Below are 20,913 nucleotides of genomic sequence, written 5' to 3' on the forward strand. Positions count from 1 at the left end.
TATTAGCTCTTTTGCTGCTGACAAGTCCGTTGGACGTAAGGATTATGATTTCCTTGCACAGTTGCGATGCGTTCTTCACGCAGGCATTCCCAACGGCTGACCGGATACTGGCGGTTCCACGCCTCAAACAATTGGGTTTGCTGGCGTGATAGACGCAACTGATAACGATCGCGCATATAGAAGTAGGTGCGAGCGATGCTGCCACGGGCACGGGCTGGCGGTTCGGCCTGTTTGTTTTTGAAATCGACTTTCATTGGGCATTGGCCGTATTGCCCTTCGCCGCCGCGCCATTGGCTGTACATAAAGTTATTACGGTCGGCATTCACTTCACCAATCGCGGGTTGCAGGTTGTGTAGGTCGCTTTCTATCTTGCGGAATCGAGCATTTTTTTTGCAATTTTTACGCCCGCCTTGTTGCCAGCACTGTAGCTGATGACCAAATTCCCACGCCGGAACCACATGCTCCCACTCGATGCGCGTGGCGCGTTGTCGGTCTTTACGAACTTGATAGCCACAACTACTCAGAACCGGAGTGCCTTTTTTACCCTGCCAGCGGATCTTACAACCACAGTAAAAACTACCGGGAGCATCGGCGTTAATTTTCGCCGCCGCGGTTTTGGCCTGAGAGAAGTTATTGATTTTTTGTGCTTGTACCGTCCCTGAAACAAACATAACAACGAACAAAATTTTGCGAAGCATATTCCAAAACAGCTCAAAATTGTAAAGGTAGCGAGGGTAATGGAAGTTGACGGCGGGGGCAAATAGGGGAAGTCTTGATTTGGTTTATCTGGTGGCTGAGTGCTTGATCTGGTTGTGGTGACTAGGGTTAACTGATCTTACCTGCATTTGTGTGTCCGGAGAACTATAGCCAGATCAGTTATTGTACTTTGCGATGATGGGGTAAGCAGTAATACAAAGAAACGATCGGCAACAACAAATAGCCCCGTTATTGACTAAAATCACGTGATTTTTATTATGGTAGGATTAAAAGTGAAGCTCAAGATATTAATGGTAGTGTTGGGTCTGGTTGCTAGTGTTTCTGTTTGCGCGGCCGATCTACCGTTGGGAGGTAAAGACTATGTAAATCATGACTATACCTGTGTTGGTGTGAGTACGGGAAGGAATGTGGTACTAACCATTCAAGAGATGCCGGGAGCTGCTAATAGCATTATGATCGCGGAGAATACACCAAAGCCAGTAACTATGAGTTTAACCGCAATGGATGATCAGACAAGAGTTACAAGGCAATACAATATAAAGGCTCAAAACGGAATGGAGGAGGTGCTAGAGATATCGGATATAACAGAAATGGCTACAGTAACAATGCTACACGCCGCAGGGATGAGGGTATTTACATCATTAGTGTGCCATGGAGACAAGTCATAATAAGTAGTCTTCATTGTGAAGTTGGACAGAAATGGCTGAATGTCCAATGTGAGGGGGAATTACAGATTGCGGCGGCGCAGTTCGTCGGAGAACACTTCACTTCGGCGGCTAATTTAAAGGGTTATTGCTTTTAAATGGTCGGAAACCATCCTCCATGTATATTCTCCTGTTGCCGCGTTGACGGCAATGATTTGCATTTCATCAAACGAAATCCGTGAACTAATGATTTGTACACCATTACGCTTCAAAAAAACTTGAGCGACAAACAGCGCCGTTCGTTTGTTCGCATCGTTGAAGATGTGACCACGAGCTATGGCGACCAGATACACGGCGGCCAGATCGTAAATGTCCGTTACACCTTCGTAATGGTGCATGTTTAACACACGGTGAATGATGGCATCGGCGCGGCCAGGTTCGGCCATGCCAGTAACACCACCATCACGCGAGATTAAGCGATCATGGAACTCGATCACCTCCTGTGAACTGACTAATTTCATCGTTTTGAAAGTTCCGTGTACGCAGCGCCGTGAGTCTGCATGATTTCGGCAAATTCAGCATCGAGCGCTGCTTTGCGATAACGCTCGAAAGCCTCTTTATTCACTAGGACAGCCGCGCCGCCTTTTCTACGTTGGATTTCAACTGGCTGATTTTCATCAACTGCCAGTTCCAGCAAGGAAGTGAGGTTGTCGCGAGCATGGCTATAGTTACAAGTAAACATGTTTGAATCCTTATTGTTGTACAACTTAATTGTACGTGTTTTTTGTTCAGTAGCTAGTGCGGGTGAAAAGAAAGGTTGTGTATACTTGGACGAGTCAGCAGAACTGGACAGAATAACCTGAATGTCCAAAGAGAGATGAACTCAGTACATTGTGAAGATATATCCGCATCTTGCTCTTAACCGATACTCAAATTCACCCCCCCTACGCCGGAGCCAATTTCTCCCCGCAGTTCCTACAGCGATATTCACTTTCACCGCGCAGCACACGATTATGGCGGCGGATAGTCAGTTGATGTTGTTGGCAAGCGCATCGGTATGGAAAGGTTTTGCTTTGCACTGAACTGATTTCAAAACGATGTGTGCGGCTAGCGGGAACCTGCAATACCGTTTCCATCATCCAGCGCCACTCACTGCCGTGCGGTGCGACGCGGCCAAATCGACGAAACACCAACAAATGTGCCAACTCGTGCGGCACCACTTCATCAATAAATGTCTGCTGATTCTCCAGCAATAACACCGGATTTAAGCGAATCTCCCAAGCCTGTAGCCACGCGGTACCCGCGCTGGTGCCACGTTGTTGGTAAACGATTTTGGGTTCCGGTAGTTCACCGGTAAATTGTTGGCGTGCGAGCTGCAATTTTTCTCGCAGGCAGCGCATGACCGCTTGTTGCAGCGCAATAGGGATACGGGCTTTATTCATGGCGTTTAGGATAATGGGGGAGTCAGGCGCTGGCAACTGGGGAAGTTTGCCGTATTGATAAGTTGATCGCCCTAGATTGATTGTAATCGCTGTGTTAACTGCGGGATAATCGACACTGTTTGATGAACCTGTACCCGATTGATTAAAAATACGTAAGTGAGTTTTTGAGCGCTCAACGAGTGTGAATTTAACGCAACTGGTGTTGCAAGTGAGAGATCAATGTCGAATAAACCGTTCCACTATCAAGATCCATTCCCGCTGAAGAAAGACACTACCGAATACTATCTACTGAGCCGTGAACATGTGAGCGTGGCTGAGTTCGAAGGCCAAGAAATCCTGAAAGTTGCCCCAGAAGCACTGACCCTCCTGACCCAACACGCCTTCCACGACGCTTCATTTATGTTACGCCCGGCGCACCAGCAGCAAGTGGCAGATATCCTGAAAGATCCCGATGCCAGCGAAAACGATAAGTACGTTGCGCTGCAATTTTTGCGTAACTCAGAAATCGCCGCCAAGGGTATTTTGCCGACCTGTCAGGACACCGGCACGGCGATCATCGTCGGTAAAAAAGGTCAGAAAGTCTGGACCGGTGGTGGCGACGAAGAAGCACTATCTCGCGGGGTGTACAACACCTTTATCGAAGATAACCTGCGCTATTCACAGAACGCGGCACTGGACATGTATAAAGAGGTCAACACTGGCAGCAACTTGCCAGCGCAGATCGATCTCTACAGCGTGGACGGCGATGAATACAAATTCCTCTGCATCGCCAAAGGCGGTGGTTCTGCCAATAAAACCTATCTGTATCAAGAAACTAAGGCACTGTTGTCACCGGGGCGCCTGAAAGATTATCTGGTTGATAAGATGCGTACTTTAGGGACTGCCGCTTGTCCTCCTTATCACGTGGCCTTTGTTATCGGCGGCACCTCGGCGGAAGCGACGCTGAAAACCGTGAAACTGGCTTCGACCAAGTATTACGATGGATTACCGACTGAAGGTAACGAGCACGGTCAGGCGTTCCGCGATGTGGCCTTGGAAGAAGAACTGCTGAAAGAAGCGCAGAACCTCGGTTTGGGCGCGCAGTTCGGCGGTAAATACTTCGCTCACGATATTCGCGTGGTGCGTTTGCCGCGTCACGGCGCCTCTTGCCCAGTCGGTATGGGGGTTTCTTGCTCCGCTGACCGTAATATCAAAGGCAAGATCAACCGCGAAGGGATCTGGCTGGAAAAACTGGAGCACAACCCAGGTAAGTTTATCCCGCAGGAACTGCGTCAGGCGGGCGAAGGGGAAGCGATTAAGATCGATCTTAACCGCCCAATGGCTGACATCCTCAAGCAGTTGTCTCAGTATCCGGTTTCTACTCGTTTGTCACTGAGCGGCACCATTATTGTCGGTCGTGATATTGCCCACGCCAAGCTGAAAGAGCGTCTGGATCGTGGCGAAGGTTTACCGCAGTACGTGAAAGATCACCCAATTTACTACGCTGGTCCGGCTAAAACGCCAGAAGGTTATGCGTCGGGTTCATTGGGGCCGACTACCGCAGGACGTATGGATTCTTACGTCGATCTGCTACAAGCCAATGGCGGCAGCATGATCATGCTGGCGAAAGGCAACCGTAGCCAACAGGTGACAGACGCCTGCCATAAACACGGCGGTTTCTACCTCGGCAGTATTGGTGGCCCGGCAGCGGTGCTGGCACAACAAAGCATCAAGAGCTTGGAATGCGTGGAATATCCTGAACTGGGGATGGAAGCGATCTGGAAAATCGAAGTGGAAGACTTCCCGGCGTTCATTCTAGTGGATGACAAAGGTAATGACTTCTTCCAGAAGATTCAGGAAGGGCAGTGCTCTAGCTGCTTGAAGTAATTTAGCTCGTTAAAAAGCCGCCCGGTTCATATGAACCGGGCGGCTTTTTCATTAGCGTGAGCCGATCTCGCGCAACGGCTTACCTGCCATTAGATTACGTTCGATATGTTCCAGCGAAATGCTTTTAGTCTCTGGAATCAACGCAATGGTCAGGAAGATAAAGATCAGGTTGAGCCCGGCGTAAACCCAGAAGGTATGCGCGCTACCCAAGGTATTCAGCATGGTCAGGAAGGTCGCTCCAACGATCATGTTGGCAATCCAGTTCACCGCAGTTGAGCAGGTGATACCGAAATCGCGTCCTTTCAACGGTTGGATCTCAGAACACAGTACCCAAATCAGCGGACCTGCGCTCATAGCGAAACCAACGATAAACATCAGTAACATCAATACCGCGAAGTATTGTGTCGCAGGTGTGGTGATTCCGATGTTCATCATGGTGCCAAGGGTGCCCATACCGATAGCCATCACCAAGAAGCCCAATTTCAGCGTCGGTTTACGCCCCCAACGGTCAACCAAACCGATGGCGATAAAGGTAGCGAGCACGTTAACCAAACCGACGATCACTGTGCCCCACATTTGCTGTGCGGTACTGGCGAAGCCAGCCAGATCAAAAATTTTCGGCGCGTAGTACATGATGACGTTCATGCCGGTGAACTGTTGCATCACCTGTAACAGAATGCCGAGATACACTGCGCGGCGGAAATTCTGGTTGTCTTTGAATAATGACCAACCGCTTTGTTTGATCTTCAAGCTTTCGCGAATTTCGTCCAGTTCGGCTTTGGCCTGCGCCGAGGTGTCGCGCAGCATTTCCAACACTTTTTGGGCTTCGATTTCACGACCGCGTGAGGCCAACCAGCGTGGGCTACGTGGCAGGAAGAATACGCCGACCAACAGCAGTAAAGCAGGAATGGTGATCACGCCGAGCATCCAACGCCATGCGCCAGTGTAACTGAACGCGGTATCGGACAGATAAGCGGCCAGAATACCGATGGTGATCATCAGTTGGTACATGGAAATCATGCTGCCACGAATACGTTCTGGCGCGATTTCAGACAGATACAACGGCGCAGTAAACGAAGCCACCCCAACAGCCAAGCCCAGCAGCACGCGAGCGAGCAGTAATACTTCCACGTTAGGGGCAAAGGCTGAAAACAGCGAACCGGCGACAAACAGCACCGCGCCGATCATCAGGCTGTATTTACGCCCTAAGCGGTAGGAAAGCCAGCCACTGCCGATCGCACCGACGGCGGCACCGAACATCATGGTGCTGACCACCCATTCCTGCTGTGACGAGGTTATTTGGAATTCATGGCTGATGAATGGCAGTGCGCCAGCGATGACGCCGATATCCAGCCCAAACAACAGACCGGCCAGCGCCGCTAGAAAGCAAACAAAGAAAGTCATTTGGGCATTCGAACGACCTTTGCCCGCAGATGATGTACTCATGATGCCTCCGGAAATCCGAAAAATAGAATGCGTAGTTTTATGTTATTCATTGAACTGATAATTGAAAGTGCGCCAGATCACATTAATGTAATCGCTTACACTAATGATGTTTTTTATTACAGATGAAATATCGAATAATTGTGCGGGTTTTTTAGTGGATTGATATAAAGAATTGAGGGGGTTATTTGTTTTTGTGTAACCGCTTTCAATTAATTCGGCATGAAGATAATCATGCCGAAAAGTGAGCGAATGAGTGTTTTTAGGCGTGATTCTTTTGTTGGACGATCGCGGCCATCACCGCCAAAGCAATTTCTGCCGGTGTTTTGCTGCCGAGTGGCAGGCCGATCGGAGCGTGGATGCGTTCCAGATCTTGTGGACTGAACTCGGCGATCTGCTGCAAACGTTGGCGACGACGTGTGCTGTTGTGATGCGATCCCATCGCGCCAATGTAAAACGCTGGAGTGTGGATCGCTTCCATCAGCGTCAGATCGTCCATACGCGGATCGTGGGTGAGTGCTACGACGGCGGTGTTGGCGTGGCAACCGCCGTCTTCGATAAATTTGGCCGGGAATTGGCGCAATAGGGTGACGTTGGGTTTGAGCTGAGCGGCAAAGTTATCCAGCGCTTCGGGGCGGTTTTCGCAGACCAGCACTTCGAACCCGAGCGCACTAGCAAAATCGGCGCAGTACAACGCCACGCTGGAAAGCCCGGCGATCAGCAAACGTGGCGCGGCAGCGATATGCAACGTGATGCGCTGCTGATCGCGCTCTACCAAGGTCGGGCTGGCAAAATCGCTGACTTCGTCCAGACTGCAACAGGCGTTGGGCAAGGTTATTTGTTTGCGTAACGCGTGATGACCATCCAGCGCCCCGGCAATTTTAACCAAATATTGAATGCTGGTTTCTCCTGCCGGTAGATATTCGATCAGAACGTCGAGTACACCCCCGCAGGGCAGAGCCACATTGGGTTCCATGCCGCCTTCACCGTAACGAATCACCTGACTGGCGGCCTGATACTCACCTTCTGCGATGCGGCGCAAAAAATCTTCCTCCACACAACCACCAGACAACGAACCGCTGTAATGACCCTCTTGGGTTGCCGCCATGAGCGCTCCGGGGGAACGTGGCGACGAACCATAGGTATTCAACACGGTACACAACCAGACGGGCTGTTGTTGCAACCAGGTAAGGGCTTGGCTGATTACGGTGATATCAAGATGTTGCATGGTGTTTACTCGTTGGCTGGCAATTGCGAAGGTAAATCAATGTCCTGCACTACCGCAGGTTGTTCAAAGTCTAGTGGATAGACTTCGCGGTTGCGTAACAACTCGCGCGCACCGTGATCGCCACTCAATTGGCAAAGATCGTTGCGCAAACGGGCAGCGAAACCGACGGGATGGCCCGGTTGCTGCTGGTAATAAGGGCGCACAATATCGTGCTCGTCTAAGGCGGTGGCAACCTGTAGGAACACGTCTGGAGTGACGAAAGGCATGTCCGCCAAATGAATCAGCCAACCGTGCCAATCGGGTGTCGCGGCGACCGCAGCGGCAATGGAATCACCTAATCCTGGACTGGTAAGCGTAATGACAGGGATTTGATTTATATGGCAAATCTGTTGCACCGAGTGATAATCGGGGCGAGTTACCACCATCACTGGCATTTTACTCGCTATGGCCTGATGCAATGTGCGTTCAAATACGCTACGACCTTGCCATAGTGCATTGAGTTTATTGCCATTTCCACCAGCTCGTATAAAACGCTCTCCGCGTCCAGCGGCGGCGATGATAATGCCGATCGTCATATTTGAATCTCGAGTTTGCGCAATCACCGATCAACCATGCTAATGGTAGGTGTTTTTCAGATGTATCTTGGTTGGAAATAATTTGTTAATCATCCCATAATTTCACATATAAGCATATACTTATGGCATCTATGCCAAGAGTGCTAGTGTTTGCGCAACAACTACTCTGATAAATAAAAGAAAAAAATCTGAAGGATCATTTATGAGCAATTTCAACTCGTCACGGCGTCGTTTTATTAAAGGCGCGGTGATTGCCGGGGTGTCAGTTTACCTCGCACCGTTGTACAGCCGCGCCTATGCCGCGCTGTTTGAACAAAAAATTCTTCAATCACCAAACTGGGATGCGCAAAACAAACGTATTCGTTTCCGTATCGATGGCCGCGCCAAAGTCATGGGGCATAAAGTATTTGCCCGCGATATTCGCGCCGTAGATATGCCACATTGGCCGCAGAAACAGGCTCATGCCTTTATTCTGCGCGTTACCAAGGCCGATCGCTTGTTTGAAGGCCTCGATCTTTCATTGCTAGGAGACGACCTGCAACCGGACCGTTTAGTGACGGCGGAAGATCTGGCGCGTGACGGTTTAGCCTTCCCGGCGTTTTACGGTGAGGATATGTTGCTGCCAACCGGTAAAACCCCGGCGTATTTGGGGCAGGCAACGGCGATCCTGATCTATCACGACTTTGCTCGTTTCCGTTTTGCTAAAGACAAACTGAAATTCCATGATGAAGTGATTAAATACGGCGCGGAAACTGGCCCATTGGAGCGCGACCCTTGGGGCACGTTCCGTTATGTGCGTGTGGGCGGCGACAAACCGTTCGACGACGATCGCTTCTCCAGCTTGAAAGATATGCCAATTTTCCCTATTGGTATGAGAAGGCATCTACCGGTATGGCCGGAAGGTCGCGAAGGCGGCAAGCTGGATCAAGAAGGCATGTACCACGCTGGGATGATCGCCGACGAGTTGAAAAGCCCACCGCAAGATTGGCTGGTGCTGTCGCGTCGCTATACCACGCAATCAATCGATACCGCAGCACTGGAACCCGATAATGCCAACGGCTGGTTCGACGAAGCAACGCAAACGCTGCATTTAGTGGTGCCGACCCAGTCCCCACAAGAAGTCGCGGACGAACTGCCGCGCATGTTGGCAAAACGCCATCAGCCGGTGAAGCAGTTGGTGTTGCACCCGTGCTACACCGTCGGTTACGGCTCGAAAGATCACTACAACTTCCCATATTACGGTGCTGTAGCGGCGATGTATGGCGACGGTAACCCGGTTCGACTGGCTAATGATCGCTTCGAACAGTTCCAAACTTCGTTGAAACGCCACGCTTTCGACATGAACTACACCATCGCGGTGAACAAGCAAAGCGGAGTGCTGCAATCCTTCTTCGGCGAAATGACCGCTGACGGTGGTGGGCGCAGCAACTTCACACCGTCGGTGGCGATGGTTGGCGCAACTGCGGCGCAATCAATCTATTACTTCCCGAAAAGCGATTTGTCTGCTGTTGGCTTGGCCTCGCGAGCGATTGATGCCGGTTCGGCGCGGGGTTACGGTACGCTGCAAAGTATGGCCGCCACCGAAATGATGGTGGATGAAATTGCTGCGGAACTGAAGATCGACCCGATCGAATTCCGTCTGCGTAACGTGTTGAAGTCTGGCATGAAAAATACCCAAGGGGCGATTCCTGCCGGGGCGATCCGCGCCGATGAAGTGTTAGAGAAAGCTGCCAAGCATGAGATGTGGTTAAAGCGTGCGGAACGCAAAGCCGAATTCGAAAGCAAACATCCCGGCAAGCGTTTTGGTGTGGGCTTTGGCTGCGTGCAGAAAGACTTCGGCACCGGTGCGGAAACCTCATTCGCTCGCGTTGAACTGAGCGAAGACGGCAAGATCTCCTTGCATCACAGCGGGGCGGAAATGGGCACCGGCATGTCGACCTCGCAATCGGTGCTGTGCGCGCAATGGCTCGGTAAACCTGCCGACGAAGCGAATTTCTCGGTGACCGATTGGTCGCTGTTGCCGATGGTGGCGACGGGCGATCCCTACCTGATGTCACAAGAGGAACAAGATAAGTCACAAACCAATCCAAATTGGACGCCAAGCTATTGTTCACCGTCCAGCGCCAGTAACTCGGCGTATTACTTCTCGCACAGTACTCGTGAAGCGGCTCGTGTGGTGTTCGAACATGGCTTGTGGCCAGCGGCGTTGGCGATTTGGCAAACCGGTATCGGTGGTGGGCAAGCAGCGCCTTTAGTGGTGCGCAAAGAAGATGCACGTTGGGTAGAAGGTGGCCTGACGGCAGCGGGAATGGAAGTGCTACCGCTGGAAATGCTAGCGAAAAAAGCCTACCAGATGGGCGGTGTGACCGGTGCTGTGGTGCACGTGTTTAACCGCTGGCAGTGGGCGGAATCGGACTTCAAACTCAATAACCAAAGTGAGCGCTTACCTATCGATGGTTTGGCGCTGCGTAATGCGGGCGGTGAGTTCAAGGTGCTGGCTCGTGAGCAGGTTTATTACCCACCAACGCAGCGTAACAACGCCGCAGTCACTTACTACAGCGCCGTTGGCACTTTGGCGGAAGTGGCGGTGGAAATTGCTACCGGTAAAGTCGAACTGCTGAACCACCATTCGATTATGGAGTGCGGTAACTTGATCGTACCGGAGTTGGTTTCTGGTCAGTTGCAAGGCGGCTTGGCGATGGGTATCGGCCATGCGCTGCACGAATATTTACCTCTGTACGAAGACGGACCGGGTAACGGGACTTGGAACTTCAACCGTTATCACCTGCCGCGCGCCAGTGATGTGGCGGTCTGGCAGCAGACCGGCGACATTTTGCCGGCATTGTCGGAAACCGATCCACCGAAAGGCATGGCCGAAGTGGTGATGATCCCTATTGTTGCCGCGTTGGTTAACGCTATCGCCGACGCTACCGGCCACCGTTTCCGTGATTTGCCTGTCCGTGCAGAAAATATTCGTGAGGTATTACAATGAGCATTAAAACCCAGCCGCTTTCCCTGACCATCAACGGCAAAAAAACCGATCCTATTGACGTGCCGGAAGGCCTGATGATGATCGACTTCCTGCACGAATATCTCGATCTGACCGGTTCACGCCTTGGCTGTGGACAAGGTATTTGCCATGCCTGCGTGGCGATTGTCGACAGTCCCGACGGCACTAGTGAAGAGGTACGCACCTGCATTACCGGTGCTCATTTCTTCAATGGCAAAACCGTGCGTACGGTGGAGGGGCACGCCAAAGTCGATGATAAAGGCGAGGTGATTGAGCTTTCACCGATCCAACAGGCGTTTCTCGACCATTACAGCTTCCAATGCGGTTATTGCACACCGGGCTTCGTTAACGCCGCCACCATTTTTATTGAGAAGCTGAAACGTGAACCGATTGCTGAAGAGCAGTTGGAAGAAGCGATCGGCAAAGCGTTGGAAGACCATATCTGCCGCTGTACGGGCTATGTGCGCTACTACCAAGCGGTGCGCGACGTGGTGATGAAAACGCCAGGATTATTGAAGGAGACGGTGAAATGAAAAAACGTCTCGCGTTATGGGTAGTCCTGATCGCGATTATCGTGATCGCCGTGTTGTGGTGGCGAGAGAACCGTACCAACGACAATCCGGTGCAAAAAGTCACTGCCGATCAACAACAAATCGAACGTGGTCGTTATCTGGCACAGGCCGCTGACTGTGCGGCTTGCCATACTGCCGCTGGCGGTGCGCCAATGGCGGGGGGCTATCCGCTGGAAACGCCGTTTGGTGTGATCTACGGCAGTAACCTGACACCTTCTGTCGATCAGGGTATTGGCCGTTGGACTAAAGACGACTTCTTCTTAGCGCTAACCGAAGGTGTGGCTCCGGGCGGTCGTCATCTGTACCCGGCGATGCCGTACACCTCGTATAAAGGCATTACCCGTCAGGATTCCGATGATATCTACGCTTATCTGATGACGCGCACGCCGGTGGATGTGGCGATCCCAGAAAACGATATGCCGTTCCCATTCAACCAGCGGATGGCGCTGATTGGTTGGAATCTGCTGTTCCGCAATAGCGATCCGCTGCCTGCCAGTTCACAAGGCAACTCTGCCGATTGGCAGCGCGGCCGTTATCTGGCGGATGTACTGGGGCACTGCGGTGAGTGTCATACTCCGCGCGGCAAGCTGGGGCAGATGGAGCTAGATAAGACTCTGCAAGGTGGGGACTTAGGGCGCTTTATGGCACCTGACATCACGCCAAACGGTTTAGCACAGCGTGGTTGGACGCCGACTGACGTGACGCGTTTCCTCAGCACCGGTTTTGCGCCGCAAGGCTCGGCTTTTAGTGAAATGCACATGGTGGTGGATCTCAGCACCGGTCATTTGACACTGGAGGACCATAAAGCGTTGGCGACTTACCTGATGGGCGAGCAACCGCCAGCGGCGATACCGGCTAAATTGGGGCAGGGTAGTGATGCCGGGCGAATGACTTATCTCGACCAATGTGCGGGCTGTCATGCGCGTGACGGGGAAGGCAAACCACACGTCGCCGTTGGGATGCGCGATAACGCAACACTACGTCAGCCGGATGGTAAAAACCTGATCGTTTCGGTATTGGACGGCCTGCCAGCACAGCAATTCCCTAATGGGGAAAGTATGCAAAGTATGCCGGGCTTCGCCGATCGTCTGAGTGATGCCGAAGTGGCTGAACTGGTGAACTACCTGCGCGTGACCTGGGGCGGATTGCCAGCGGATGTGACGGCAGAGAAAGTGAAGGCGCTGCGTAAAGAGAAATAAGTACAACGGGCGCAGCAAGGTTGAACATGCTGCGCCCAATTCAATGGATTTAATCACTATCCGCTGGTGGTTCGCCAAAGATCGGCATCCCCTGTTGATCCCATTCTAATGATTTGATGCGCGTATGACGGTTTGGGTCGTACAGTGGATCGCCCTCAATTTCCCGGTAACTACGAGCGTGGTAGACCAGCACATCATTGCCTTCTTCGTCTTTAGTGAAACTGTTATGACCGGGGCCGTATTGTTGATGGGCGTAGCTGGTGCGAAATACCGGCTGAGGGGATTTATGCCATTGTGTCGGATCGCTGATGTCACTCTCTATGTCTGCCCACAGCAAGCCAATGCAGTAGTTTTCATCGGTCGCGCTGGCGGAATAGCTGATGAAAATTCGTCGACCGTGGGTGATCACTGCCGGGCCCTCATTGACCCAGAACCCAATGGTTTCCCACTCCAGTTCGGGTTTACTGAGTATCACCGGAGTGCCTTTTAGCTGCCACGGGGTTGCCATTTCCGCCAGATATAAGTTTGAATTACCCCGGATTGCCGGATCTCTCTGTGCCCATAAATAGTAGTGTTTACCACGGTGCGAGAAATAGGTGGCATCAAGGGAAAAACTGTCAATGTGGCTGTAAACCCGACCTTTTTCCTCCCATTCTCCCTCCAGTGGGTTGGCAGCTTTGCATTCCAGCGCAAACATGCGGTGCTGGAATAAACCATCAACAATCTCTGGGCTGTGTGCTGCCGCGAAGTAGAGATACCAACTGCCATCGATAAAGTGTAATTCCGGTGCCCAAATTAAATGGCTCATCGGGCCGCTTGCTGGTTTGCGCCAGACCACCTGGACTTCGGCCTGCGCCAACCCGCTGAGCGTGGTCGCGCGACGTAACTCCAACCGATCATATTCAGGTACAGAAGCAACGAAGTAGTAATAGCCGTCGTGGTGGCGATAGATAAAGGGGTCGGCACGCTGTGCTATCAACGGATTTGGATAGTGCTTCATCGCTTGTCCTTACGAATGTTTGGTTTCGAGTTGCTGCTCACGGTATTCCACCAGTTCTTGGTAATTGCTGCGGCGCTTGGTCAGGTCGATTTGGATTTGTTTCATCAGGTTACGATCGACTTTCAACAGGCGCACGACGCCAGCGGTAATCAGATAGCCGACACCTGGGACAACGGTAAACAGCAGCACGATACTATTGAGCGCTTCGGTACTTTGGCTGGTAGCGTCAGCCTGATAACCTGAATAGGACATGACAAAGCCCACCATTGCCCCAGCCACCGCTAGGCCGACTTTGAGGAAGAACAGGTTGCCGGAGAAGCTGATCCCGGTAATACGTTTACCGGTTTTCCACTCGCCATAATCATCGACGTCAGCCATCAACGACCAGTGCAGCGGCGATGGGATCTGGTGCAGGATGTTCAGCAGGAAATAGGCCACGATGACGATGATGGTCAGGTGCGGATTGATGAAGTAGAAACCGCAGGAGAAAATCGCCAGCACGATATTGGTCCAGAAGAAGACTTGTAGCTTGCAGAAGCGATCGGTCAGTGGCTTAGCCAGCGCACTGCCAATCATCATACCGACGACACCTAATGCGATGAATAAACTGGCAAATGATGTCGATTGCTGCATCACATAGGTCACGTAATACATGGTGGCAGCCATGCGGATAAAGCCGGGGCAGACGTTGCAGAAGGTGAGCAGCAGAATGCGCACCCACTGATCGTTTTTCCAAACGTCTTTCAGATCGGCCTTGAGAGCATCGTTAGTGGGAACTGCCGGGCGGATGCGTTCTTTGACGGTGGCAAAGCAGAATAAGAACATAAACAACGCGATCAGCGCCAGTACGCCCATAGCCATTTGATAGCCACGCGCTTTGTCGGCACCGCCAAACCACTCTGCCATCGGTAACAACGTGAGTGACAGGACTAACGTGGCGATCCCGACCATGATAAAACGGTACGACTGGCAAGAGACGCGCTCATGCGGATCGGCTGTGATAACGCCACCTAGTGAACAGTAAGGAATGTTGATCGCGGTATAGGTGAGCGACATCAGGAAGTAGGTGACGAAGGCATAGATCACCTTGCTGTTGTAGCTCCATTCCGGAGTGGTAAACATCAGAACACTGAACACGACGTAAGGCAGAGAAATCCACAATAGCCAAGGACGAAAACGCCCCCAGCGGCTTTGAGTGCGATCGGCTATCGCGCCCATAATCGGATCGGTCACCGCATCCAACACACGCACTGAGAGTAACAAGATACCCACCAAGGCCGGCGTCAGACCGAAAATATCGGTATAAAAATAGTTGAGGAACAACATGATGGCTCCGCCGATCATGTTGCAACCGGCATCTCCCATGCCATAGCCAATCTTTTCTTTTATTGAAAGGGGCGCATTGCTCATAGATATTTTCTCCGCGCTGGCAGGTTCTGATTGAATAGCCAAGATTATTGCCTCAGGTTGGAGGGATCAGTCAGGAGCGTTCGGTCATAGAGATGGACAAAAGTGTTACGGCGGGAAATGTGTGAGCCAGTTTGCAAAATCAGCGGCCACAAAAAAGCCCGCGGCTGCGGGCTTTGAGAAGACCTGTGAAACTTAATGGCTGGTACTGCCCAACGCTTTTTGGCTACGTTGCTTGATGGCGTAACCCACCGCCAGCACCACTACCCAAACTGGGATCAGCAGTACTGAGATCTGGATACCTGGGGTTAAGTACATGATCACCAGAATCCCGGCCATAAACGCCAAGCACAGATAGTTACCGAACGGATACCAGAATGCGCGGAACTTGGTGGTTTCTCCGGCGCGGTTTTTGGCGGCGCGGAACTTCAAGTGTGCGAAGCTAATCATCGCCCAGTTAATCACCAATGCAGAGACCACTAAGGCCATCAGCAGTTCGAAAGCACGGCCTGGGATCAGGTAGTTAATCAGTACGCAGAAGGCGGTTGCCAATGCGGAAACACCGATGGCAACAACCGGAACACCACGGCCATCGACTTTCATCAGGCTTTTTGGACCGTTGCCCTGTTTAGCCAAGCCGTACAGCATGCGGCTGTTACAGTAAACGCAGCTGTTGTACACCGACAGTGCGGCGGTCAGAACCACCACGTTCAGTACCGTTGCTACCAAGTTACTGTTCAAATCATGGAAGATCATCACAAACGGACTGCCGCCCTCCACCACTTTGCCCCACGGGTACAGAGAGAGCAAAATCGCCAGTGAACCGATATAGAACAGCAAGATACGGTAGATAACCTGATTAGTGGCTTTCGGGATGCTTTTTTCTGGGTTATCGGCTTCCGCTGCGGTGATACCGACCAGCTCCAAACCGCCGAAGGAGAACATGATCACCGCCATCGCCATCACCAGCCCCATGGTGCCGTTCGGGAAGAAGCCGCCCTGAGCCCATAAGTTGGTTACGGTGGCTTCTGGGCCGCCTAAACCGGTGAATAGCAGGTAAGCACCGAACACGATCATACCGATGATCGCCACCACTTTGATAATGGCGAACCAGAACTCCATCTCCCCGTACACTTTTACGTTAGCGAGGTTGATGGCGTTGATCGCCAAGAAGAAGACTGCGGCAGACACCCAAGTTGGGATATCCGGCCACCAGTATTGAACGTAGATACCTACGGCGGTCAGCTCTGCCATCGCCACCAGTACATACAACACCCAGTAGTTCCAACCCGAAGCGAAACCGGCAAAGTTACCCCAGTATTTATAAGCGAAGTGGCTAAACGAACCCGCTACCGGCTCCTCGACCACCATTTCCCCCAGTTGGCGCATGATCAGAAAGGCGATAAAACCACCGATGGCATAACCAAGCAGAACCGACGGACCGGCCATTTTTATTGTTTGTGCGATACCGAGGAACAACCCGGTACCAATTGCGCCACCTAAAGCGATGAGCTGAATATGGCGGTTCTTAAGGCCGCGCTTCAGTTGGTCGCCTTGTTGTTGACCATCCATCCATTAACCCTCTGTCGTTGCGAATGTAATGTTGCGAATTACCATGATCGTAAATCAATAACTACGAGCTGTGTATTTTTTTATTTACAGTGATGGATTTGTTAATTCCTCGGCACTGCTACCGTTCAGCAAAGAATAATGGTAGGTGACTGGCTTTGCACCTGCTTTATTCGGTGAGTGATGAAGATTTAAACAATTTAAGCAATTAAATGCGGGGAGTGTGACGGCGACGAAGATTTAGTGCATGAAATGAGCAATAAATCACAAAACGCGCAACAGATTATGAGGTCAGATCAGTTCCTGCTGTGTCATCCCTTTCCGAAATCGTCGAACAAATAAGTATTCATTAAAGCTTAATAAATCGGCCATCAAACACCATCAATAACACGGCAATTTAGCTAACCAAAGGTTTCGTAAAAGTTAAATCAGCGACCTACCTCGTAAATGGTATTACCACCGTAGCGTTATCAGTTTGCAACTAGGTGTCATTGGGGGTGTTAAAATGTGCGGGTAGACATGATTTCGATCAAGGCCTGTATGGACAGCAGGTGAATACTTTGTTACTTTAGCGTCACGTTTTTGAAATTGGTATTACCAATTGACTCCGCGCCATTTCGCAGAGAAGAAATCACCTATATGGCCTACAGCAAAATCCGCCAACCTAAGTTATCAGACGTTATCGAGCAGCAGCTCGAATACCTGATCCTCGAAGGTACGCTACGCCCAGGCGAAAAACTGCCACCGGAGCGTGAGCTGGCGAAACAATTTGATGTTTCCCGTCCTTCTCTAAGAGAGGCGATCCAACGTCTTGAGGCAAAGGGATTACTCCTGCGTCGTCAGGGCGGTGGCACCTTTGTACAAACTAATCTGTGGCAGAGCTTCAGCGATCCGTTAGCTGAACTGCTGGCCGACCATCCTGAATCCCAATTCGATCTGCTCGAAACCCGTCATGCCCTCGAAGGTATTGCTGCCTATTACGCGGCATTGCGCGGTACCGATGAAGATCTGGCACGCATCCGCGATTGCCATTTGTTGATTCAGCAGGCACAGGACAGCGGCGATCTCGACGCTGAAGCCGACGCGGTCATGCAATATCAAGTTGCCGTGACCGAGGCTGCCCACAACGTGGTGTTACTTCATCTGCTACGCTGCATGGGGCCGATGCTGGAACAGAACGTTCGTCAGAACTTTGAATTGCTCTACTCGCGCCGTGAGATGTTGGCAACGGTAAGCAGCCACCGCGCCGGTATTTTTGCGGCGATAGTGGCACGCGAGCCAGAAAAGGCACGCGAAGCCTCGCACCGCCACTTGGCGTTTATCGAGGAAATTTTGTTGGATCTCAGTCGAGAACACACCCGGCGCGATAGATCGCTGCGGCGTCTCCAGCAACGCAAGGATTAAGAACTGCTTCCCACGGGGTAACACCAGCCTGTTGGGATAACGTTCGCAGTACTTAATTGAGTACTTAAGCGGCAACTAAACTGATGAGCCTGTCTTCGTGTGTTCTGCTCCAGAGCACAGGAAGACAGGCTCCAAATAAACCATTAGACAGATAAGGAATACCACCATGTCAGAACGTTTAAACAATGACGTGGATCCGATCGAAACCCGCGACTGGCTGCAGGCGATCGAATCGGTCATCCGTGAAGAGGGTGTTGAACGAGCTCAGTTTCTGATTGATCAGGTACTGGGTCAGGCGCGTAAAGGCGGTGTGAGTGTGGCAGCCGGTGCAGCCGCGCACAACTACGTCAACACCATCGCGGTAGAAGACGAACCTGCTTACCCGGGTAACCTGGATCTGGAGCGCCGTATTCGTAGCGCTATCCGCTGGAACGCGGTAATGACCGTTCTGCGTGCTTCCAAGAAAGATCTGGATCTGGGCGGCCACATGGCTTCCTTCCAATCTTCCGCGACCTTCTATGAAGTCTGCTTCAACCACTTCTTCCGTGCTCGTACCGCACAAGATGGCGGCGATCTGGTTTACTTCCAGGGCCACATCTCTCCGGGCGTTTATGCACGTGCCTTCCTTGAAGGCCGCCTGACTCAAGAACAAATGGACAACTTCCGTCAGGAAGTTCACGGCAATGGCCTGTCTTCTTACCCGCATCCAAAACTGATGCCGGAATTCTGGCAGTTCCCGACCGTTTCTATGGGTCTGGGCCCAATCAGCGCCATTTACCAGGCTAAGTTCCTGAAGTATCTGCAACACCGTGGCCTGAAAAACACCGCCGCTCAGACCGTTTATGCCTTCTTGGGCGACGGCGAGATGGACGAGCCAGAATCCAAAGGTGCGATCACTATCGCGACCCGTGAGAAGCTGGACAACCTGGTGTTCGTCATCAACTGTAACCTGCAACGTTTGGATGGTCCGGTTACGGGTAACGGTAAGATCATCAACGAACTGGAAGGCATCTTCGCAGGCGCTGGCTGGCAAGTGCTGAAAGTGATCTGGGGTGGTCGTTGGGATGAACTGCTGCGTAAAGATACCAGCGGTAAATTGATCCAACTGATGAACGAAACGCTGGACGGCGACTACCAGACCTTCAAGTCTAAAGATGGCGCTTACGTGCGTGAGCACTTCTTCGGTCGTTTCCCAGAAACCGCTGCGTTGGTGAAAGACATGACCGACGACGAAATCTGGGCGCTGAACCGTGGTGGTCACGATCCGAAGAAAGTCTTCGCGGCACTGAAAAAAGCACAAGACACCCAAGGTAAACCAACCGTCATCCTGGCTCATACCATCAAAGGTTACGGCATGGGTGAAACTGCGGAAGGTAAAAATATCGCTCACCAGGTGAAGAAAATGAACATGGAAGGGGTCCACCACTTCCGCGATCGTTTCAATGTGCCAGTTGCTGATGCAGACATCGAAAAACTGCCATACATCACCTTCGAGAAAGATTCCGAAGAGTACAAATATCTGCACGAACGTCGTCAGGCGCTGAATGGCTATGTGCCAACTCGTATGCCGAAGTTCACTGAGAAGCTGGAAATGCCAGCTCTGGAAGATTTCAGCTCGTTGCTGGAAGAGCAGAATAAAGAAATTTCTACCACTATCGCTTTCGTGCGTGCTCTGAACGTGATGCTGAAGAACCCGTCGATCAAAGATCGTTTGGTTCCTATCATCGCCGATGAAGCGCGTACCTTCGGTATGGAAGGTCTGTTCCGTCAGATTGGTATTTACAGCCCGAACGGCCAGCAGTACACCCCGCAGGACCGTGAGCAGGTTGCTTACTACAAAGAAGACGAGAAAGGCCAGATCCTGCAAGAAGGGATCAACGAACTGGGCGCGGCATCTTCTTGGCTGGCGGCGGCAACGTCTTACAGCACCAACAATCTGCCAATGATCCCGTTCTACATCTACTACTCCATGTTTGGTTTCCAACGTATCGGCGACCTGTGCTGGGCAGCAGGCGATCAACAGGCACGTGGCTTCTTGATCGGCGGAACTTCCGGTCGTACCACCCTGAACGGCGAAGGCTTGCAGCACGAAGATGGCCACAGCCACATTCAGTCGCTGACCATTCCTAACTGTATTTCTTACGATCCCGCTTACGCTTATGAAGTCGCAGTCATCATGCATGACGGTCTGGTGCGTATGTACGGCGATGCGCAGGAAAACGTTTATTACTACCTGACTACGCTGAACGAAAACTACCACATGCCAGCGATGCCACAGGGCGCAGAAGAAGGTATCCGTAAAGGTATCTACAAACTGGAAACTGTTGCAGGTAGCAAAGGTAAAGTGCAGTTGATGGGTTCTGGCTCTATCTTGCGTCATGTGCGTGAAGCTGCGCAGATCCTGGCGAAAGACTACGGCGTGGGCTCTGACGTGTTCAGCGTGACCTCGTTCACTGAACTGGCGCGTGATGGTCAGGATTGTGAGCGTTGGAACATGTTGCACCCAACTGAAACTCCACGTGTGCCTTATGTTGCTCAGGTATTGAGCGATGCACCAGCGGTAGCCTCTACCGACTACATGAAGCTGTTCGCTGAGCAGATCCGTAACTTCATCCCAGCGAGCGATTATCGTGTTCTGGGTACTGATGGTTTCGGTCGTTCTGACAGCCGTGAGAACCTGCGTCACCACTTCGAAGTGGATGCATCTTACGTGGTGGTTGCTGCTCTGGGTGAGTTGGCTAAGCGCGGTGAAATCGATAAGAAAGTGGTCGCGGAAGCCATCACCAAATTCAATATCGATGCCGATAAAGTCAACCCGCGTCTGGCATAAGAGGTAA

17 protein-coding genes are annotated in these 20,913 nt (G+C 51.7%); 7 read left to right on the forward strand and 10 right to left on the reverse strand.

The window, feature by feature from the left end; translation table 11 throughout:
* Positions 1-2: 2 nt before the first annotated feature.
* Positions 3-698 (reverse strand): deoxyribonuclease I, encoded by a 696-nt coding sequence (endA, locus tag AC3ISQ_RS03805; RefSeq protein ID WP_489350677.1) that lies wholly within the window; start codon positions 696-698, stop codon positions 3-5.
* 276 nt (positions 699-974) lie between these two features.
* On the opposite strand from endA, the gene AC3ISQ_RS03810 reads away from it, so the two are divergent.
* Positions 975-1,385: a hypothetical protein gene (locus AC3ISQ_RS03810; RefSeq protein ID WP_489350679.1), complete on the forward strand. Its 411-nt coding sequence runs from the start codon at positions 975-977 to the stop codon at positions 1,383-1,385.
* Between the two features lie 113 nt (positions 1,386-1,498).
* On the opposite strand, the gene AC3ISQ_RS03815 is transcribed toward AC3ISQ_RS03810, so the two are convergent.
* From AC3ISQ_RS03815 to AC3ISQ_RS03825, 3 genes are all read right to left on the reverse strand, one after another.
* Positions 1,499-1,882, reverse strand: a complete 384-nt coding sequence (locus tag AC3ISQ_RS03815; protein WP_489350681.1) for a type II toxin-antitoxin system death-on-curing family toxin — start codon at positions 1,880-1,882, stop codon at positions 1,499-1,501.
* The gene (locus AC3ISQ_RS03820) at positions 1,879-2,103 is read right to left on the reverse strand and encodes a type II toxin-antitoxin system Phd/YefM family antitoxin (RefSeq protein ID WP_489350683.1); all 225 of its coding nucleotides are present in this window, start codon (positions 2,101-2,103) and stop codon (positions 1,879-1,881) included. The genes AC3ISQ_RS03815 and AC3ISQ_RS03820 overlap by 4 nt, the downstream gene beginning before the upstream one ends.
* 202 nt (positions 2,104-2,305) lie before the next feature.
* Positions 2,306-2,803, reverse strand: a complete 498-nt coding sequence (locus AC3ISQ_RS03825; protein ID WP_489350685.1) for a SprT family zinc-dependent metalloprotease — start codon at positions 2,801-2,803, stop codon at positions 2,306-2,308.
* Between the two features lie 219 nt (positions 2,804-3,022).
* Here AC3ISQ_RS03825 and fumA point away from each other — a divergent pair, with 219 nt between their 5' ends.
* Entirely contained in the window at positions 3,023-4,669 is a 1,647-nt protein-coding gene (fumA, locus tag AC3ISQ_RS03830) for a class I fumarate hydratase FumA (RefSeq protein WP_489350687.1), read from the forward strand.
* A 51-nt stretch (positions 4,670-4,720) separates the two neighbouring features.
* On the opposite strand, the gene AC3ISQ_RS03835 is transcribed toward fumA, so the two are convergent.
* From AC3ISQ_RS03835 to AC3ISQ_RS03845, 3 genes are all read right to left on the reverse strand, one after another.
* Complete coding sequence (locus AC3ISQ_RS03835) at positions 4,721-6,115, reverse strand: sugar porter family MFS transporter (RefSeq protein ID WP_489350689.1); 1,395 nt, start codon at positions 6,113-6,115, stop codon at positions 4,721-4,723.
* 259 nt (positions 6,116-6,374) lie between these two features.
* Positions 6,375-7,340 carry an XdhC family protein gene (locus tag AC3ISQ_RS03840; RefSeq protein ID WP_489350691.1) on the reverse strand — a complete coding sequence of 322 codons (966 nt, stop codon included), beginning with the start codon at positions 7,338-7,340 and terminating at the stop codon, positions 6,375-6,377.
* 5 nt (positions 7,341-7,345) lie between these two features.
* Positions 7,346-7,915, reverse strand: a complete 570-nt coding sequence (locus AC3ISQ_RS03845) for a nucleotidyltransferase family protein (protein WP_489350693.1) — start codon at positions 7,913-7,915, stop codon at positions 7,346-7,348.
* Positions 7,916-8,117: 202 nt separating this feature from the next.
* On the opposite strand from AC3ISQ_RS03845, the gene AC3ISQ_RS03850 reads away from it, so the two are divergent.
* From AC3ISQ_RS03850 to AC3ISQ_RS03860, 3 genes are read left to right on the forward strand one after another with little or no spacing between them, the layout of a single operon-like run.
* Positions 8,118-10,907: a xanthine dehydrogenase family protein molybdopterin-binding subunit gene (locus tag AC3ISQ_RS03850; protein ID WP_489350695.1), complete on the forward strand. Its 2,790-nt coding sequence runs from the start codon at positions 8,118-8,120 to the stop codon at positions 10,905-10,907.
* Positions 10,904-11,458 carry a (2Fe-2S)-binding protein gene (locus tag AC3ISQ_RS03855; RefSeq protein WP_489350697.1) on the forward strand — a complete coding sequence of 185 codons (555 nt, stop codon included), beginning with the start codon at positions 10,904-10,906 and terminating at the stop codon, positions 11,456-11,458. Before AC3ISQ_RS03850 ends, AC3ISQ_RS03855 begins: the two co-directional genes overlap by 4 nt.
* Positions 11,455-12,696: a c-type cytochrome gene (locus tag AC3ISQ_RS03860; RefSeq protein ID WP_489350699.1), complete on the forward strand. Its 1,242-nt coding sequence runs from the start codon at positions 11,455-11,457 to the stop codon at positions 12,694-12,696. Before AC3ISQ_RS03855 ends, AC3ISQ_RS03860 begins: the two co-directional genes overlap by 4 nt.
* Before the next feature lie 49 nt (positions 12,697-12,745).
* Here the strand turns inward: AC3ISQ_RS03860 and AC3ISQ_RS03865 are convergent, their stop codons facing one another.
* From AC3ISQ_RS03865 to AC3ISQ_RS03875, 3 genes are all read right to left on the reverse strand, one after another.
* Positions 12,746-13,696 carry a glycoside hydrolase family 43 protein gene (locus AC3ISQ_RS03865; RefSeq protein WP_489350701.1) on the reverse strand — a complete coding sequence of 317 codons (951 nt, stop codon included), beginning with the start codon at positions 13,694-13,696 and terminating at the stop codon, positions 12,746-12,748.
* Between the two features lie 9 nt (positions 13,697-13,705).
* On the reverse strand, positions 13,706-15,106 hold the full coding sequence (locus AC3ISQ_RS03870) for a glycoside-pentoside-hexuronide (GPH):cation symporter (RefSeq protein WP_489350703.1): 1,401 nt from the start codon (positions 15,104-15,106) through the stop codon (positions 13,706-13,708).
* 192 nt (positions 15,107-15,298) lie between these two features.
* Positions 15,299-16,675, reverse strand: coding sequence for an amino acid permease (locus AC3ISQ_RS03875; protein WP_489350705.1), 1,377 nt, complete (start codon positions 16,673-16,675; stop codon positions 15,299-15,301).
* A 636-nt stretch (positions 16,676-17,311) separates the two neighbouring features.
* Between AC3ISQ_RS03875 and pdhR the strand changes: the two genes are divergently transcribed.
* A complete protein-coding gene (pdhR, locus tag AC3ISQ_RS03880) occupies positions 17,312-18,076 on the forward strand; it encodes a pyruvate dehydrogenase complex transcriptional repressor PdhR (RefSeq protein ID WP_489350707.1) in 765 nt (254 codons plus the stop codon).
* 166 nt (positions 18,077-18,242) lie between these two features.
* Entirely contained in the window at positions 18,243-20,906 is a 2,664-nt protein-coding gene (aceE, locus tag AC3ISQ_RS03885) for a pyruvate dehydrogenase (acetyl-transferring), homodimeric type (RefSeq protein WP_489350709.1), read from the forward strand.
* The last annotated feature ends 7 nt before the right edge of the window (positions 20,907-20,913 follow it).

The organism is Serratia sp. KH_031, from assembly GCF_057839655.1.

What these genes read in the sequence shown, in the direction of transcription:
- endA (WP_489350677.1), bottom strand. Translation starts at nt 698, where the DNA reads ATGCTTCGCAAAATTTTGTTCGTTGTTATGTTTGTTTCAGGGACGGTA.
- AC3ISQ_RS03810 (WP_489350679.1), top strand. Translation starts at nt 975, where the DNA reads ATGGTAGGATTAAAAGTGAAGCTCAAGATATTAATGGTAGTGTTGGGT.
- AC3ISQ_RS03815 (WP_489350681.1), bottom strand. Translation starts at nt 1,882, where the DNA reads ATGAAATTAGTCAGTTCACAGGAGGTGATCGAGTTCCATGATCGCTTA.
- AC3ISQ_RS03820 (WP_489350683.1), bottom strand. Translation starts at nt 2,103, where the DNA reads ATGTTTACTTGTAACTATAGCCATGCTCGCGACAACCTCACTTCCTTG.
- AC3ISQ_RS03825 (WP_489350685.1), bottom strand. Translation starts at nt 2,803, where the DNA reads ATGAATAAAGCCCGTATCCCTATTGCGCTGCAACAAGCGGTCATGCGC.
- fumA (WP_489350687.1), top strand. Translation starts at nt 3,023, where the DNA reads ATGTCGAATAAACCGTTCCACTATCAAGATCCATTCCCGCTGAAGAAA.
- AC3ISQ_RS03835 (WP_489350689.1), bottom strand. Translation starts at nt 6,115, where the DNA reads ATGAGTACATCATCTGCGGGCAAAGGTCGTTCGAATGCCCAAATGACT.
- AC3ISQ_RS03840 (WP_489350691.1), bottom strand. Translation starts at nt 7,340, where the DNA reads ATGCAACATCTTGATATCACCGTAATCAGCCAAGCCCTTACCTGGTTG.
- AC3ISQ_RS03845 (WP_489350693.1), bottom strand. Translation starts at nt 7,915, where the DNA reads ATGACGATCGGCATTATCATCGCCGCCGCTGGACGCGGAGAGCGTTTT.
- AC3ISQ_RS03850 (WP_489350695.1), top strand. Translation starts at nt 8,118, where the DNA reads ATGAGCAATTTCAACTCGTCACGGCGTCGTTTTATTAAAGGCGCGGTG.
- AC3ISQ_RS03855 (WP_489350697.1), top strand. Translation starts at nt 10,904, where the DNA reads ATGAGCATTAAAACCCAGCCGCTTTCCCTGACCATCAACGGCAAAAAA.
- AC3ISQ_RS03860 (WP_489350699.1), top strand. Translation starts at nt 11,455, where the DNA reads ATGAAAAAACGTCTCGCGTTATGGGTAGTCCTGATCGCGATTATCGTG.
- AC3ISQ_RS03865 (WP_489350701.1), bottom strand. Translation starts at nt 13,696, where the DNA reads ATGAAGCACTATCCAAATCCGTTGATAGCACAGCGTGCCGACCCCTTT.
- AC3ISQ_RS03870 (WP_489350703.1), bottom strand. Translation starts at nt 15,106, where the DNA reads ATGAGCAATGCGCCCCTTTCAATAAAAGAAAAGATTGGCTATGGCATG.
- AC3ISQ_RS03875 (WP_489350705.1), bottom strand. Translation starts at nt 16,675, where the DNA reads ATGGATGGTCAACAACAAGGCGACCAACTGAAGCGCGGCCTTAAGAAC.
- pdhR (WP_489350707.1), top strand. Translation starts at nt 17,312, where the DNA reads ATGGCCTACAGCAAAATCCGCCAACCTAAGTTATCAGACGTTATCGAG.
- aceE (WP_489350709.1), top strand. Translation starts at nt 18,243, where the DNA reads ATGTCAGAACGTTTAAACAATGACGTGGATCCGATCGAAACCCGCGAC.